Raw genomic sequence first — 15,221 nt, forward strand, 5'->3', positions numbered from 1 at the left:
GTCTATTTCCCCTCGAAGGCGGGGCGGCGCTTGTCCAGAAAAGCCTTCATGCCTTCCTTCTGATCGGCGCTGGCGAACAGAAGCTGAAAAGCCTTGCGCTCGAGCGCCAGGGCACTGTCCAGCGGCGCATCCATGCCCGCCAGCACCACTTCCTTGATCTGGGTCACGGCCAGCGGCGGCAAGGCGGCAATGGTCTCGGCCAGCTTCAAGGCGGTGGGCAGCACCTGATCGTCGGCCACCACCTCGCTGACCAGCCCCATGGCGCTGGCTTCGTCCGCCGAAACCGGCTTGCCGGTCAGCAGCATCTTCATGGCCTTGAATTTGCCGACGGCGCGCAGCAGGCGCTGGGTGCCGCCCGCACCCGGCATGATGCCGACCCGAACTTCGGGCTGGCCGAACTGGGCCGAAGATCCTGCGATGATGATGTCGGCATGCATGGCCAATTCGCAGCCGCCGCCCAGGGCAAAGCCGTTCACGGCGGCGATCATGGGTTTCGGACATTGGGCGATGGCGCGCCACAACAAATGAGTTTGGCGCTGCAAGATGTCGATGGCGCCAGCCTCGGCCATCTCGGACAAATCGGCCCCGGCGGCGAACGCCTCGGCATTGCCGGTGACGACAAGGACGCGAACGAGCGGGTCGGCGGCCAGCGCCGTCACCTGTTCGGCCAACTGGCTGCGCAAAGCCATGTTCAGCGCGTTCTTGGCCTCGGGCCTGTTCAGGCGCAGCAAGACCACGCAATCGCCATGGCGTTCCACGATCAATTCGGCCATTTTCACCTCTGTCTCTTGACAGTTTGCGTCGGGTTGGCAATATTGAATGATTATTCATTCAGGAGCGGGGCGTCAAGTCTTTCCGCCGCCCAAGGAGCGAGCATGCTGGCCAAACCGGCCTTCGAGGTGCAAAGCCTGGTGACCGACGCCGATCTGGTGAAGAAGCGCCGCGCGCAGATCATTGCCGCCGCGGTCGATCTGTTCGCCCATCAGGGCTATTACAAAACCACCATTCAGGACGTGGCCAAAAAGGCCGGGGTCAGCGCAGGCTTGATCTATCAATATGTGCGCGACAAGGAAGACGTGCTGCTGTTGTCGGTGCTGGATGTGCTGGAATCCTACAAGCAGGAAATACCGGCGGCCATTGCGGGGCTGACCGATCCGCTAGAACGTTTCCGGGCGGCGATCATGGCCTATTGCCGGGTGGTCGATCAGCGGCGTGAAGCCACCGTGCTGGCCTATCGCTCGACCAAATCGCTTAGCCCCGAGCGGCGCCAACTGATCATGGATTCCGAGATCGAAACCAACGCCATGATCGCCAAATGCATTCAAGACGGCATCGATGCTGGCCTGTTTCGCGACGTGGATGCCGCCCTGGCGACCGATCATTTCGTAAGTCTTGCCCATAGTTGGGCGTTGAAACATTGGCGCATCAAGCCGGTTGCCGGTTTCGATCGCTATGTCGAGGAGGGATTCGACTTCCTCGTTCACGCCCTGCTGACCGAGAAGGGCTGGAAACATTACAGGAAATTGCAAGCGGAGAAGGACGGCAAGGAGAAGAAGAAGCCTTCGAAGGCGCGTTAAGACGCCCGGGGCAAATGCAACAGGGAGGAAAGAATGACGCGGATTCCAGGCGGTGTGCCCTCGGCGCATCTCGATACGTTTGCGCGCGACCGCTTGCCAGGGCAAGACTTGATGCCGCGCTTCGATTATTCGATGCCGCATCTTGCCGACATTCCCGACCGCTTGAATGGGGCCTCGATTCTGATCGATGGCGCGATCGGCGATGGGTTCGCCTCCAAAACCGCCTTCTTCTGCGGCGACGCCGCCTGGAGCTATGGCGAGGTGCAAGACAAGGCCGACCGCATCGCCCGCGTGCTGGTTGAGGATTTCGGCTTGGTTCCCGGCAATCGCGTGCTGGTGCGTTCGGCCAATACGCCCATGGCGGTGGCCTGCTGGCTGGCCGTGCTGAAGGCTGGCGGCGTTTGTGTGAACACCATGGCCTTGCTGCGCGCCCGCGAATTGGTGTTCATTCTCAACAAGGCGCAAATCTCGATTGCGCTGTCCGATATCGACTTGGCGGAAGAGTTGGAAACGGCCAAGGGATCGGGCGAAGCGCTTCGCCATGTCAGTTATTTCTCGTCCCTGTGCACCGGCAAGGGAGATTTGGATCGTCGGCTGGAGAAGAAGACCGGCGGCTTCAAGGCGGTCGAAACGGCGGCCGACGATGTGGCGCTGATCACCTTTACCTCGGGCACCACGGGAAATCCCAAGGGGGCCATGCATCTCCATCGCGACATACTGGCGGTGTGCCGCTGCTGGCCGCAGGTCTTCACCATCGATCAAGATGAAATCATCACCGGCTCGCCCTCGCTGGCTTTCACCTATGGCATGGCGGCTTTCCTGATGTATCCACTCTATTGGCGGGCCACGGCTGCTCTGCTGCCCAAGCCCTCCGCCGACGCCATTCTTGAAACCATCGACCGGCGTCAGGTGACCAGCCTTTATACCGTGCCCACGATGTATCACGCGCTGTTGGAGCAGGCGGGAACGCAAAGCCTTAAAAGTTTGCGCAAGGCTTCGTCGGCGGGCGAGCATTTGCGCCAGCGCCTGTGGGAAGGCTGGCTGGAGAAAACTGGCATTCGCCTGGTCAATGGATTGGGCATGACCGAATTTCTGACCCACTTCATTTCGGAATCGATGGCGGTGGAAAAGCCGGGATCGACCGGGCGCGCCGTGCCCGGCTATACGGTGGGGGTGCTGGATGACGAGGGCAATCGACTGCCGCTAGGCAGCAAGGGGCGCTTGGCCGCTTACGGCCCCACGGGCGGGCGCTATATGGACGACGGCGAACGCCAAGCCAAGTTCGTGCAGAATGGCTGGAACGTGACGGGCGACATCGCGGAACAGGATGCCGATGGGCGCTTCTGGTATACCGACCGTTCGGACGACATGATCGTCACGTCGGGCTACAACGTGTCGGCCACCGAGGTCGAGCGCGTGATCCTGGATCATCCCAAAGTATACGAATGTGCCGTGGTGGGGATCGACGACGACGCCAGGGGCAAGATCGTCAGGGCCTGCATCGTGCTGAAAGACGAGCGCGACAGGTCGGAAAGCACGGCCAAGGAAATTCAAGATTTCGTCAAGGCCACCATCGCGCCCTACAAATATCCGCGCGACATCCAGTTCCTGGAAGAACTGCCTAAGACCTTGACCGGCAAGGTGCAGCGCTACCGCCTACGAACGCTGTAACGGAGCCTCGTACCAGCCCTTGCTGGCGTTGACGATGCGCACCACGCTCAGCATGACCGGCACTTCGATCAGCACGCCGACCACGGTGGCCAGCGCGGCGCCCGACTGGAAGCCGAACAGGCTGATGGCGGCGGCGACGGCCAGTTCGAAGAAGTTGGAAGCGCCGATCAACGCCGACGGTCCTGCCACGCAATGGGCCACGCCCAATTTGCGGTTCAGCCAGTAGGAGAGGGCGGAATTGAAATAGACCTGGATGGTGATGGGCACTGCCAGCATCAGAATGATCAGCGGCTGTTTCAAGATTTCCTCGCCCTGGAAGCCGAACAGCAAGACCAGCGTGGTCAGCAGGGCGATCAGGGAAAGCGGCCCCAGCCTGTCCATGGCGCGCTGGAACGTTTCCTCGCCTTTGGCCAGCAGCAACTTGCGCAAGACCTGCGCCACGATGACCGGCACCACGATGTAAAGAACGACCGACAGGAACAAGGTTTCCCAGGGAACGGTGATCGAGGACAGTCCCAAAAGCAGTGCGACGATGGGCGCAAAGGCGAAGACCATGATCACGTCGTTGAGCGCCACTTGGCTTAGCGTGAAATGCGGCTCGCCATTCGTCAGGTTGGACCAGACGAAGACCATGGCCGTGCAGGGCGCTGCGGCCAGCAGGATCAATCCCGCGATATAGCTTTCGATCTGGTCGGCGGGCAGCAAGGGACGGAACAGGGTGCCGATGAAGATGGCGCCCAGCAGGGCCATCGAGAAAGGCTTGACCGCCCAGTTGATGAACAACGTGACGCCGATGCCCTTCCAATGTTCGCGCACCTGATGCAGGGCGGCGAAATCGATCTTCAGCAGCATGGGGATGATCATCAGCCAGATCAGCACCGCCACCGGCATATTGACCTTGTAGAGTTCCATGCCGCCGATGGCCTGGAAGGGGGCGGGGGCCAGATGGCCGAGACCCACGCCCGCCACGATGCACAATCCCACCCAGACGGTCAGATAGCGTTCGAACAGGCCCATGGGTTTATTCTGGTTCTGGGCGGATTCGCAAAGGGCGCTCATGCAATGTCTCCGGCTTTTTCGGGTCCCAGTTCGATCAGGCGTTTCATCTTCTCTTCGATCTGGGCATAGATTTTGCGGAACTCGGCCAGTCTTTCGCCATGCGTGCCGACGGCGGCGGCAGGGTCTGGAAAGCCCAGATGAATCTTTTTCGGCCCGCCCGGCCAGATCGGGCAGACTTCACCGGCGGCATTGTCGCAGACCGTGATCACCAGATCCATTTCGGGCGCGCCGTCGGCTGCGAATTCGTCCCAGGATTTGGAGCGCAGCCCATCGATACGGTGCCCCTTTTCGGCCAGCAATTCCAAGGTCAGCGGATTGACTTGGCCGGTCGGGTGGCTGCCCGCGCTGAAAGCCTTCCACCGTCCTTCGCCCAGGGCGTTGATCAGCGCCTCGCCCATCACGCTTCTAGCGCTGTTGCCGGTGCAAAGAACGAGAACGTTGATGGGATGCGGTTCGATCAATTCCGCCGCCAGTTCGCCCGCCCGCCTGGCATAGGCAAAGCAGCGCGAAACAAGGCCCTTGTCCTTGAAACTGGCGTAGCCTTGCGGCGAGCCCAAATCGCATCCCAACAATTCGGCGCAGTTGATTGAGCCGAATTCGGCGTTGAAGCGCGACAAGAAACGCTGGGTAACCAGATAAGCCTGATCCAGGGATTCGCCGCCCCGGTTGCGTCCATAGGCAAGGCCAAGTCCCATGACGGCGCCCGATACAGCGCCGCATTGGCCGCATGTGCGCGCCATGCCGCTGCAAAAGCCGGTGGCGATGGCGGGGATCAGGTCGGATGAAATGTCTTGAAATTCCGCCAGCGCCAGCAAGACGCTCTCGGCGCAATAAAGGCCGCTTTTGAAATGGGCGTCCGCCTTGTCGCCAACTTGGAGCCAGACCGCCTCGGCTTCTTTCCTGGTCATGCGTCAGCCTTTCAGCCAAGCATCGATTTTGGATGGAGCGGGCACGCTGCCCGAATGCACCACCTTGCCGTCGATCACCACGCCGGGCGTGCTCATCACGCCCAGGCCCAGAATGACAGCCATGTCGGTCACCTTCTCCAACGTGACCTCGACGCCCAGGTTTTTCGCCTGCGTCTCGATCATCTTCATGACGGTATCGCAATTGCCGCAGCAGCCGCCCAGAACCTTGATATTTTTCATAAGCGCTCCTTCGTCACGAGAAGATGAAGTTGAAGCCATAGCCGACGACGATGAAGGCCACGGCCAGAATGCCCACGAAGATGGCGATCAATTGCGGCTTGATCACCTGTTTTAGCATGATGACTTCGGGCAGCGACAAGGCGGCGATGCTCATCATCAGGGCCAGCACGGTGCCGACCGGAACGCCCTTGGCGAGCAGTGCTTCGGCCACCGGAATGACGCTGGTCGCACTTCCGTACAGGGGGATTCCCATCAGCACGGCCAGCGGCACGGCGAATGGATTGTCGGCGCTGGCATATTGGGTGAAGAATTCCTGCGGCACATAGCCGTGCAGGAAGGCGCCGATGCCGATGCCGATAAACACATACAGCCACAAGCGTTTTAGGATGCTTTTCACCTCGCCCCAGGCATAGGCCGCACGCTCGGCCCAGCTTTCCGGATGCTCAGGCAAGGCCGCCTCGCCCATATGGATTTTCCAGACATAATCCTCGACATAGCGTTCCAGCTTCATGCCGTCGATCAGCAATCCGCCGATCAGCCCCACGGTCAGGCCGGTCACGACATAAAGCACGGCGAATTCCAGGCCGATGGACGAGGCCAGGATGATGACGGCGATCTCGTTGATCATTGGAGAGGCGATCAGGAAGGACATGGTGACGCCCAAGGGGATGCCCGCCTCCAAAAAGCCGATGAACAGGGGGATGGACGAGCAGGAGCAGAAGGGCGTGACGGCGCCAAGCCCCACGGCCGCCGGATAGGCCACGATGCGCCGCTTGCCGCCAATCAGCTTGCGCACGCGTTCGGGCGACATCATCGAGCGGAACAGGCCGATGACGAAGACGATCAAGGCCAGCAGAAAGAAAATCTTGGCCGTGTCCTCGATGAAGAAGTGAAGCGCGCCGCCCAGGCTTTGCGTTGTATCCAGCCCCAAGAGGCGGATGGTCAGCAGGTCGGCCAAAAACAAGAAGGGATCGATCATCTCAGGCCGCCTTGTTGCAGGCAGGGGAAAGCCGCTTCTTCAGGCGCTTGGCGTCGTCTGCATAGGGCTGCTGCTCCTTGGCTCCCTCGAAGGCCGCATCCAGAGCCGCCCGCACCCAGGCGGGCAAGTCGGTCTTCAGGGAATAATGCACCCACTGGGCTTTGCGCTCATCGGCCACCAGCCCCATTTCGCGCAACACGCCCAGATGTTTGGACAGTTTTGGCTGCGGCTCTTGCATGGCGTCGACCAGATGGCAGACGCACAAGGAAGGCTCCTTGGCCAGCAGCGTTAGGCAGCGCAGGCGGGTGGGATCGGCCAGAACGGCGAACAGGTCGGTTGGTTCATATTCCATACAGGGTATATACTCTGTAAGGAATAAGCTGGCAAGGGGTCAATCGCCCAGGATAACCCTTGGCCCGGCGACATTGACCGGCGGGCCTTGCCACACCTTGGTCTGCACTTTGGCGGCCAGGGCCAGTCGGCGTTCCTCGTACAGGCGCATGACTTCCGGCTGGGCTTGCAACTCTCTGTCGCTCATGGCTTCCAGCCCGGCTTCCGGCGGGGCCTGGAACTTGGCGCGTTGCCGGTCGAAGGCGTTGCCGGGATAAACTAGGTGGTGAACGGTTTCCAACTCGGTTCGCGCCTGCGCGAAGAAGGCGATCAGCAGGGCCGAATAAAGCGCATCCTCGGCATGCAGGGCCTGGAAGGCCGGTTCTTCGAAGAAGCCGCCGATAAAGTCGTGAACCTCGCGGCGCACCGCGCAATTGATGACGATGCTGTTGGCGATGCCGCTTTTCCAGCCGGGATGAACATTCTCGTCCAGCCGAACGCCGGTTTTCACGAATCCGGCTTCGGCATGCTGGTCCAAAAGGTCCAGGCAAACCGCGATATGCGGGGGAAAAAACAGATCGTCGCCGTCAAGATACATGATGACGTTCGCCTCTCCCGCCGCCGCCGCCGCGTTGCGGGCCTTTCCCGGTCCCTGGTTGGCTTGGCGCAGCAGGCGGACATGGGGATGGTCTTGCGCGAACCGGGCGATCAGATCGGGCGTCGCGTCGGTCGATCCGTCATCGACCACCACCACCTCGACCAGCGAGTTGGGTCCGCGCAGCGCCTTGAGATAGGCGATCGAGTCTTCGATGCTGGCAAGGGCCGGGATGATGGTGGATGCGCAGTTGTAGGCGGGAACGGCGACGGTCGCCAAGGCAGAACCGTCGCCGCCATTTCCCACTTACTTCTCCATCAGTTCTTGGACGTAACGCGGCAGCGCGAAGCTGGCCACGTGAAGATCGGGCGTCCAATAACGCGTGGGGAAGGGATTGGCGTCATAGCGCTTCTTGATGACGTCCACGCCCTGCTTGCGATAGCTGGCGTCTTGCGTCGCCCAGCCCAGCGCCATGAATCCGCCGACATAGGTCGGCACCGCCGCCACATAGAAGGCGGCATCCTTGAAATGCGGCTTCCTGCGGCGCTGCGTGTCGGTCAGCTCGTCGCCCTGCATGAACGGCACGCCGTTCTGACAGGTGAAGATGCCGCCCGGCTTCAAGCGCTTGGCGCAATTCTTGTAGAAGGATTCGGTGAACAAGACCTCGCCGGGACCGGCGGGGTCTGTCGAATCGATGATGATGACGTCGAACTTCTGACCATCCTCGGCCATGTATTCGACGCCGTCCTGGATGACCACCTGGACGCGCGGATCTTCATAGGCTCCGGCGGAAACCGAAGGCATATGTTCGATGCTCATGTCCACGACGCCCTGGTCGATTTCGACCAGCACGGCCTTGGTCACCTGCTTGTGCTTCAGCACCTCGCGCAGGATTCCCCCATCGCCGCCGCCCACCACCAGAATTTCGACGGCATTCCCATGAGCCAACATGGGGACATGCGTCAGCATCTCGTGATAGACGAACTCGTCGCCGGTGGTGACCTGGATCACGTCGTCCAGAACCATCACGCGGCCGAATTGCGGATTTTCGAAGATGGCCAAGTGTTGGTGATCCGTCCTGGCTTCGAAGAGGGTCTTCGATGCCAGGAAGGATTGACGCCAACTCTCGTAGAGCTTCTCGACGATCCAGGCGCTCACGCCAGGATGCCCCGTTTCTGCTCGTTGACCACGACGCGTTCGGGAGAAAAGGCCCGCTTCAGGATGGGAATCGACTTGTAAGGGTCGCATTCGCCGCACATGAAGATGTCGAGCGCAGCGAAATTGCGCTCGGGCCAAGTGTGGATGCTGATATGCGATTCAGCCAGCACCAGCACGCCCGAAATTCCGCCGTTGGGCGAGAAGTGGTGCAGATGACAGTGCAGCAAAGTGGCGCCCGCCACTTCCGCCGATTCGCGTAAAGCGTTTTCCGTCAGCTCAAGCTGATCGAGATTCGACGCACCCCACAGATCGATGATCAGATGGGTGCCTGCGAACTTTACGCCGTTCTTCTCGACGTAATAATCCTTGCCATTGTCGACGACGGGCCAAAGATGACATTCCTTGGCCTGATGCGACTCGGCATAGGTCATGTGATACGCGGCGCCTTGGGTATCCCTCGGATTGGCTTCCGAGTTCATCCCCAGCCGGGCAAGGGCGACTTTCGACATCATCCCCACTCCTAACCAGTAGATGGACCAGAAGAAGAAAGGAGGGCTTATGAAGCATCCCCCGCCTTCTTACACGAATAAATTTGGCCGAGGCCAAAAAAAAACCCCGAACCCAAGCCACCAGAGGAAGCCCGCTGTTCGGAAAGCGTGGTCAGTTTATAGCACTCAATTTTTCATCACGCAAGCGGCTACGATAGCCAGACATAAATGTCTGAAAGTTTTCAACTTCCTTAATTTTTGCGGCCACCATGTCGGTGGAAATGCCCTCGGTTCCCGGCTCGTAAGTCAGCAAGGTGAAGGCGTCCTTGTACTGCGTCACTTCCATATAAGGCAGGAACTGGCGGCGAATGCGGGCCAGACCGCGCTCGTCCTTGGCCAGGATCAGGGCCACGGCCTTGTTCAAGATGAAGCGGGCCTCCTGGTCGGACAGCTTGCCGCCCTTGGCGGGCGTCGCTTCCGGCTTGGGCACCAGGGCTTCGAACGCGTTGACCACCTCCGGCCAGTTCTGCTTGTTCCAATAGATTTCCGCCTTCAGCAGCAGGGCCGCCCGGTTGGTGTCCTCGCCCAACAAAGCGATGGCGTCCGGCACCTTGTTCATTTCGGCCAGCGCCTGGGCCTTCAAATAGCGCCTGCTTTGTTCAAGCTCGGCGGAAACGCCCGGCGCCTCGCTTTCGGCCAGGGCGTCGATGGCCGCCTGCGGGTTGTGGTTCAGCATCTGAAGCAGCCCATGGCGGAAGCCGACGCGGGCCTTCTCTTCGCCTTGCAAGCGGAAGCGCACTTGTTGGCGCAGCAAATCGGCGGCGCGGTCCAACAGATCGACCGCGGCCAGACGGTCGGCCAGATTGCGGATCATTTCGTCGCCCTTGGGGCCGACCGGCGTCAGTTCCTTGAATTCCTCGAACAGGGCGATGGCGGTGTAGGGCGGCAGCTTGTCGGCTTCGCCATCCTGGAAGAGCTTGGCGAACACGTCGCTCATCTGGCCCGCGATCGGCTCGATATCCTTCACTTCGCGGAAGTTGGCGGCCAACTGCTTCAAGGTGCGCAACCCATTGCCGTAGTCGTGTTCCTGGAAATACAGCTCGGCCATGCGCTTTAATAAATTATATTCGAAGTCGTCGCCGCGCCAAGCGAAGCGCAGCCGCTCCAGTTCCTGAATGGCCTGGGCCTTGGTGATCTTGTTGGTCTTCAATTCCAATTCGACCCTGGCGATGCCCGCCCGCGAGCGCTCCCAGCGCCCGGTGCTGTTTTCAGCTTCGCGATATTTGGTCAGCGCCGTTTCGGCGGCGCCGGTCATCTCCTCGAACCGGCCTTCGATATAGGTGTAGCGGGCCTTTTCCGATTCGGTCGACAGCAGAGGCTTTACGATGTCCATCACCCGGCTGGCGGTCAGATCGTCGGCGGCATCGACGGCGGCCTGGGCCGCCAACAGCCCCAAGCGCAATTGCAGGGCAGGCGGATAAGAGGACAGGAACCCGCCGCCTTCCTTCAAGACGTCGTTGAAATGGCCGGGATTGAAGGCTTGGTCGGCATCGGCCAAACCGCGCCAGAATCTTGCCTCGGGCACGTCGATCAGGGTCGGGCTTTGCAGGTCTTCAAGCGCTTCTAGCGACCGGTGCGCCAAAACATTGGCGGCTCCTCTGGCCGCCTTGAAGGGCGCCGTCTCGGCGAAGGGGGCGTCGGTGACCGCGATGGTGCGCAGAACGCCCAAGGCCTCGGCACCCATGCCGGAAGCGATCAAGAAGCGGGCCAGGGCCAAGCGGGGCTGCGTGCGGCCTTCCGGCGGCGACTGGCTGATCACCTGCAACAGATCGCGCATGGCTTCGTCGGATTTGTTGGGATCGCCCTGAACCCATTTGGCGACGTTCATGGCGCTCATGTCGGCCTGTCCGATGGGAAGGCCGGATGCGCGGGCCAGCCGATCGGCGTCCTTGGTGAAGCGTAGGCCGCCCGGCTGACGGCTGATCTCGGCGCCGTCGCGGGTGGCTCTTACGTCAAGACCGTCCGATTTCTTGGCCGCCACGATGCCCTGAGCGGTGGCCAGCAAGGTCACGTCCGGAAGGTCGCGCTTGGGATAGACGCCGGCCCCCAACGGCATGACCGGAATCACGAACAACTGATCGCCGATTTCGGCATCGACCAGAGGGATGACCGAACCGGCCTCGTTGACCTTCATGAAAATGCGCGATCCCACCACGCTTTGCTCTTCCAAACGCAGATCAATGGGATTGGCCGGTTTCAAGGCGCGCTTCGACAGGTCGAGAATCCACAGCAGGTTCTCGCGCCGGATCGAGGGATTGTAGCCGGGCTGGGTGACGATGCGCGCGACGGTGACCGACTTGGAGGGCAATTGCTCGACCGAGGTGACGACCCCGGCCCCCAATTGGCGCAAGAGCCGCAAGTCAAGTTCCTGATGGCGGTCGAACACCACCCACAAATAGCCCGAGCGGCGGAAAACGGCGGCGGCCGTCGGCTGGTTCCAGGTGAAAGACAGACTGGCCGTGGTGCCGGGCGTCCCATCGTCGGGAACCGCGTCCTCGTCATCGTCCATGGACGGGGCGGGGAAGGGAAGGGCCGAGGGCTGCATGGGCGGCGGCTCGGCGCCGGGCGGTGGTTCTGCTGGCGCTGGCGTTGGCGGAGCCGGGCCAGAAGCAGGGGCCGGACTTGGGGCCGGTGCAGGTCCTGGAGTCGGGGCGGGAGCCGGAACAGGGGCTGGGGCAACCGGCGGCGCTGCGACAGCCGCAGGGGGTGTTTGTTGGGACAGTCCGGCCAGATCGGTCGGCAATCCCCGGTCCGAAATGGGGGCTGGGCGCGCCGCAGGCGGCGGCGTTGCAGGGCGGGCAGGGGCGGGCGCGGCGGTCGTTTTGGCCCCGCCGGGGCTTAGGATGTCCACCACCACCTTGGGGCCGCTGGTGAAGTGGCGGACCCTGGCGTCCTTGGGCGCGAACAAGGTGACCACCGATTTCCCGCCCGAGGTCTGCGTTTCGGCGCCGCTGATGAACAAGGGCAGATTGGCCCGCAATCCGGCATCGTCGAAACGGGCGGCGCGTCCGAAGGTAATGGTGACCACTTCGCCCTGCTTGACGACGTCGTAGGTCACGTTTTGCGGCCAATCGAAAACCAGTCGGCTGAAGTCGTCATGGTCGCCGACCCTGACGGCGATGGCGTCCGACCCTTTGGCGGCGGGCTGCGCCGCCTTGGCGGGCGTCGATTTGAAGGCCTCTGCGCCAGTTCCCCCTTTGGTGGGCATCAAGTCGATGACCGCCGACGTGCCGAGAGAGAAACTTTTGACTTCGAAACGGCCTGCCAGCGTCAGGGTGGCGGATTTGCCGCCGCCTTCCAGGCTGGCGGCGGTAACGATTCCGTCCAGCGCCGAAAGCAGGGCCTTGGGATCGCCCTTGAAGGGGGTGTCGAAGCGCACCACCAGCCGGGCGCCGTCTTGCGAAACGCTGAAGCCCCCCGCCTCGTCTTGATCGAAGACGATCCTGGCATAGTCGGCATGTTTGGCGCCGCGCACCTGGGCGGCCCAAGATGGCGCGGAATGGGCCAAAAGGCAGCAAAGAGCGACCCCGGCCAGAATCGGAAGCCTGAGCGAAGGGAAAGCGGGCGTTGGAAAAGCCCCGGCCATGGGGCCTCAGTCGAAGCTGGAAAACAGGGCGTCGATATCGTCTTGCTTGTTGGCCTTGCCTGCGGTCTGCGGGCCGTTCAGAAGATCCTGCTCGCCTTCGCCGCCATGGGTGAAGAAGGCTGGCGGCTGGCCATCCGCGGAAGCGGCCTCGACATGCTCGCCGCCCAGGGCCTTGACCAGCGATTCGACCTTGTCCTCGATATGTTTGAGCGCCCGGACCACCTTGGTGATGCGCTGGCCGGTAATGTCCTGGAAATTGCAGGCTTCGTAGATGCGAGTCGTCAGTTCGGACAGCTTCTGATTGATCTCTTCCGGGGCTTCCGCCGCCACGTTCTCGATGGCCTCGACGGCGTCCAGGATATCGTTGGTGGCCGTTTCCGTCGCCTCGACGATGGCGTCCAACTCGTCGGAGGCCGACGAGATGTAATGATCCTTAATTTCGTTGGGGCGCAGTTGGGCGATTTCCGCCTTGGCGGCGCGGATATAGGCCGCCAGCCCTTCCAACTCTTGATAGATGCGCAAATCAGCCGAGGTCAGATCGCCCTTCAGGCTGTCAAGCAGCGACTGGACAACTTCCCCAATCTGGTCCACGCGGACAGAACCGCCGGAAGATTCGCGAATCTCGTTCAAACGCTGCTCGAGATCGCGATCGACGGCCTTGCCCGGCATGGAATTTCCCCTGGCTACGCGATCCGCATCAGAAGTCGCCCAGCACGCTCGACATTTTGGTCTTGAGCGTCTCGGCGTTGAAGGGCTTGACGATGTAGTTCGAAACCCCGGCTTCCTTGGCGGCGATGACGTTTTCCGATTTGCTTTCGGCCGTCACCATGATGAAGGGAACGCCCTTGAGCTTGGCATCGGCGCGCACTTCCTTAAGAAGCTGCAGACCGGTCATCGGCTCCATGTTCCAGTCGGAAATGACCAAACCGTACTGGGCGTTGCGCAACAACTGCAGAGCCATCGAACCGTCGGTTGCTTCATCGACGTTCATGAACCCGAGCTGCTTGAGAAGGTTACGCACGATACGCAACATCGTCTTGTAATCGTCGACGATGAGAACCTTCATATTCTTATCGACAGCCATTCATGGCTCCTATCGGATGCTGTGAATCGGATCGTTCCATGCCCCCCAATCCCCTGGACGGGCCAAGAACGGTATTACGGTTTATTATTCAAGGGCGCAAGCCTTTTTCAAGCCATTTTCTATGGATAGGACGCTTTCTCAGCCGCCCGTGGCGATCCCGGGCTTGGGCAGTTTGCGCCTCTCGGCCAGTTCGAAGGTGATTTCCTTGGCCTTCTGGGGGCTGACATTGGACAAAACGTCGGCGGCCTTCTTCTCTTTCATGCGCTCGATGACGTCCAAAAGAATGGCCATATCCAATTCTTCGAAGATCTTGGCGGCGTCCTTGGGCTTCATCGATTCGTAAATCTTGACCAGGCTGCGCATTTTGGCGTCTTCCTGCTCGTCGTACTTGCGCAGCAAGGCCTCGATCGTTCCTTGAACCTGCTTCATTTCAGCCAGTTTCTTGGTCAGGCGCGCCTCGGCGGCCTTGGCCAAGTCCTCGCGCATCTGCATTTCCTTGGCCCTGGCTTCCAACTCGTCGCGTCTGGCCACCAGCTTTTGCAGCACTTCCAACTCGGCCGGGGTATAGCTGGCCGGATCGCCGCTGGGAATCGGCGGCGACTGCAGGGCCGTGCTGGCGGCGGGCGGCGAGGTGACTTCGGGATTGGGGGGCGGGGCAGCCTGTGGGGCGGGAGCCGCCGGGGCTTGCTTGGGTTGAACCGGACTTGGTTGCTGGGCTTCGACGCTGGCGGCCACGGTGATGCTGGGCGGCGCCTTGGACCAGCCATCGATCAGCCCGCCGACCTTGACGGTCAGGACCAAGCCTCCCAGAATGATCAGAATCGGCAACAGGCGGAATTTTTCGAATATTTTCTTCATGTTAGCGGGCCGACTGCAAGGCCCTCAACAATGCGCGTTCGGCTTCTGACCGATCGTCCATGTCGTCGGGCGGCATGCGGAAACTGTCATCCAGGCGGGGTTCCCGGCGCTGGGGCGCCGACGCCTGCGCGGGTGCTGCGGCGGGGCGGGGCGGCGGCGGGGCGGCGGGGCGCGACGCCTGGGGCGGCGGTTGTGGGGGGCTGAAGCTGGAGGCCGGTCTGGCGGCCGCCATGGTCCGGGGCGCCGAAGGCAGGCGGGGCGAGGGGGCGGGCGGGCTTGCGGCTTGTCCGCCCATGGTTTCGCCCCTGGCCATGCGAACCGAGCTTTCCAGGCGATTGGCCATGCTGTCGCTGCGGTCGATCATGAAGGCCAGATCGTCCTTCAGGCTGACCGCCTTTTCGATGCGGTCCTCAAGCTGGGTGCGGATGTCGTCGGCGGTTTTGCGCAGACGCGGAATGCTGGCCTCGGCGCGTTGGGTCGCCTCGTTGAAGGCGTTGATGACGCGGGCCAGCTCGTCCTTGTTCGAGCGCAACTGGCTAAGGCGTCGGTTCAAGATGACGGCATAGGCCAGAACGGCGCCGAGCAGCAGGACCATCAGAACGTCAAGGACAATGCCGAGCGAAGCCAT

At 61.5% G+C, this 15,221-nt stretch carries 16 protein-coding genes; 2 read left to right on the forward strand and 14 right to left on the reverse strand.

Annotated elements, in window-relative coordinates:
* Nucleotides 1–2 precede the first annotated feature (2 nt).
* Nucleotides 3–773 (reverse strand): enoyl-CoA hydratase/isomerase family protein, encoded by a 771-nt coding sequence (locus tag HQL44_07770; protein MBF0268475.1) that lies wholly within the window; start codon nucleotides 771–773, stop codon nucleotides 3–5.
* Nucleotides 774–875: 102 nt separating this feature from the next.
* On the opposite strand from HQL44_07770, the gene HQL44_07775 reads away from it, so the two are divergent.
* Nucleotides 876–1,577, forward strand: a complete 702-nt coding sequence (locus HQL44_07775; GenBank protein MBF0268476.1) for a TetR/AcrR family transcriptional regulator — start codon at nucleotides 876–878, stop codon at nucleotides 1,575–1,577.
* A 33-nt stretch (nucleotides 1,578–1,610) separates the two neighbouring features.
* The gene (locus HQL44_07780; protein ID MBF0268477.1) at nucleotides 1,611–3,248 is read left to right on the forward strand and encodes an AMP-binding protein; all 1,638 of its coding nucleotides are present in this window, start codon (nucleotides 1,611–1,613) and stop codon (nucleotides 3,246–3,248) included.
* On the opposite strand, the gene arsB is transcribed toward HQL44_07780, so the two are convergent.
* The 13 genes from arsB to HQL44_07845 form a co-directional block, all read right to left on the reverse strand.
* Nucleotides 3,234–4,265, reverse strand: a complete 1,032-nt coding sequence (gene arsB / locus HQL44_07785; GenBank protein ID MBF0268478.1) for an ACR3 family arsenite efflux transporter — start codon at nucleotides 4,263–4,265, stop codon at nucleotides 3,234–3,236. The genes HQL44_07780 and arsB overlap by 15 nt on opposite strands.
* 38 nt (nucleotides 4,266–4,303) lie before the next feature.
* The gene (locus HQL44_07790; GenBank protein MBF0268479.1) at nucleotides 4,304–5,215 is read right to left on the reverse strand and encodes a C-GCAxxG-C-C family protein; all 912 of its coding nucleotides are present in this window, start codon (nucleotides 5,213–5,215) and stop codon (nucleotides 4,304–4,306) included.
* 3 nt (nucleotides 5,216–5,218) lie between these two features.
* Nucleotides 5,219–5,455 (reverse strand): thioredoxin family protein, encoded by a 237-nt coding sequence (locus HQL44_07795; GenBank protein ID MBF0268480.1) that lies wholly within the window; start codon nucleotides 5,453–5,455, stop codon nucleotides 5,219–5,221.
* Nucleotides 5,456–5,468: 13 nt separating this feature from the next.
* Entirely contained in the window at nucleotides 5,469–6,434 is a 966-nt protein-coding gene (locus tag HQL44_07800; protein ID MBF0268481.1) for a permease, read from the reverse strand.
* Between the two features lies 1 nt (nucleotide 6,435).
* Nucleotides 6,436–6,786, reverse strand: coding sequence for a metalloregulator ArsR/SmtB family transcription factor (locus HQL44_07805; GenBank protein ID MBF0268482.1), 351 nt, complete (start codon nucleotides 6,784–6,786; stop codon nucleotides 6,436–6,438).
* A 39-nt stretch (nucleotides 6,787–6,825) separates the two neighbouring features.
* On the reverse strand, nucleotides 6,826–7,665 hold the full coding sequence (locus HQL44_07810; protein ID MBF0268483.1) for a glycosyltransferase family 2 protein: 840 nt from the start codon (nucleotides 7,663–7,665) through the stop codon (nucleotides 6,826–6,828).
* Nucleotides 7,666–8,607 carry a polyamine aminopropyltransferase gene (gene speE / locus HQL44_07815; GenBank protein ID MBF0268484.1) on the reverse strand — a complete coding sequence of 314 codons (942 nt, stop codon included), beginning with the start codon at nucleotides 8,605–8,607 and terminating at the stop codon, nucleotides 7,666–7,668.
* Entirely contained in the window at nucleotides 8,514–8,948 is a 435-nt protein-coding gene (gene speD, locus HQL44_07820) for an adenosylmethionine decarboxylase (GenBank protein ID MBF0268485.1), read from the reverse strand. Before speD ends, speE begins: the two co-directional genes overlap by 94 nt.
* Before the next feature lie 229 nt (nucleotides 8,949–9,177).
* Entirely contained in the window at nucleotides 9,178–12,651 is a 3,474-nt protein-coding gene (locus HQL44_07825; protein ID MBF0268486.1) for a tetratricopeptide repeat protein, read from the reverse strand.
* Between the two features lie 6 nt (nucleotides 12,652–12,657).
* A complete protein-coding gene (locus HQL44_07830) occupies nucleotides 12,658–13,320 on the reverse strand; it encodes a protein phosphatase CheZ (GenBank protein ID MBF0268487.1) in 663 nt (220 codons plus the stop codon).
* A 28-nt stretch (nucleotides 13,321–13,348) separates the two neighbouring features.
* Nucleotides 13,349–13,735 (reverse strand): response regulator, encoded by a 387-nt coding sequence (locus HQL44_07835; protein ID MBF0268488.1) that lies wholly within the window; start codon nucleotides 13,733–13,735, stop codon nucleotides 13,349–13,351.
* Nucleotides 13,736–13,873: 138 nt separating this feature from the next.
* Entirely contained in the window at nucleotides 13,874–14,593 is a 720-nt protein-coding gene (locus HQL44_07840; GenBank protein ID MBF0268489.1) for a hypothetical protein, read from the reverse strand.
* A gap of 1 nt (nucleotide 14,594) precedes the next feature.
* Nucleotides 14,595–15,221, reverse strand: a complete 627-nt coding sequence (locus tag HQL44_07845; GenBank protein ID MBF0268490.1) for a hypothetical protein — start codon at nucleotides 15,219–15,221, stop codon at nucleotides 14,595–14,597.

This window comes from Alphaproteobacteria bacterium (assembly GCA_015231795.1).
Lineage (GTDB): Bacteria > Pseudomonadota > Alphaproteobacteria > Rhodospirillales > WMHbin7 > WMHbin7.

Bases quoted from the DNA above. Each gene is read 5' to 3' on its own strand.
- HQL44_07790 (MBF0268479.1), bottom strand. From the start codon at position 5,215: ATGACCAGGAAAGAAGCCGAGGCGGTCTGGCTCCAAGTTGGCGACAAG.
- speE (MBF0268484.1), bottom strand. From the start codon at position 8,607: ATGCGACCCTTACAAGTCGATTCCCATCCTGAAGCGGGCCTTTTCTCC.
- HQL44_07775 (MBF0268476.1), top strand. From the start codon at position 876: ATGCTGGCCAAACCGGCCTTCGAGGTGCAAAGCCTGGTGACCGACGCC.
- speD (MBF0268485.1), bottom strand. From the start codon at position 8,948: ATGACCTATGCCGAGTCGCATCAGGCCAAGGAATGTCATCTTTGGCCC.
- HQL44_07845 (MBF0268490.1), bottom strand. From the start codon at position 15,221: ATGGCTTCGCTCGGCATTGTCCTTGACGTTCTGATGGTCCTGCTGCTC.
- HQL44_07835 (MBF0268488.1), bottom strand. From the start codon at position 13,735: ATGGCTGTCGATAAGAATATGAAGGTTCTCATCGTCGACGATTACAAG.
- HQL44_07780 (MBF0268477.1), top strand. From the start codon at position 1,611: ATGACGCGGATTCCAGGCGGTGTGCCCTCGGCGCATCTCGATACGTTT.
- arsB (MBF0268478.1), bottom strand. From the start codon at position 4,265: ATGGGCCTGTTCGAACGCTATCTGACCGTCTGGGTGGGATTGTGCATC.
- HQL44_07795 (MBF0268480.1), bottom strand. From the start codon at position 5,455: ATGAAAAATATCAAGGTTCTGGGCGGCTGCTGCGGCAATTGCGATACC.
- HQL44_07770 (MBF0268475.1), bottom strand. From the start codon at position 773: ATGGCCGAATTGATCGTGGAACGCCATGGCGATTGCGTGGTCTTGCTG.
- HQL44_07825 (MBF0268486.1), bottom strand. From the start codon at position 12,651: ATGGCCGGGGCTTTTCCAACGCCCGCTTTCCCTTCGCTCAGGCTTCCG.
- HQL44_07805 (MBF0268482.1), bottom strand. From the start codon at position 6,786: ATGGAATATGAACCAACCGACCTGTTCGCCGTTCTGGCCGATCCCACC.
- HQL44_07840 (MBF0268489.1), bottom strand. From the start codon at position 14,593: ATGAAGAAAATATTCGAAAAATTCCGCCTGTTGCCGATTCTGATCATT.
- HQL44_07830 (MBF0268487.1), bottom strand. From the start codon at position 13,320: ATGCCGGGCAAGGCCGTCGATCGCGATCTCGAGCAGCGTTTGAACGAG.
- HQL44_07800 (MBF0268481.1), bottom strand. From the start codon at position 6,434: ATGATCGATCCCTTCTTGTTTTTGGCCGACCTGCTGACCATCCGCCTC.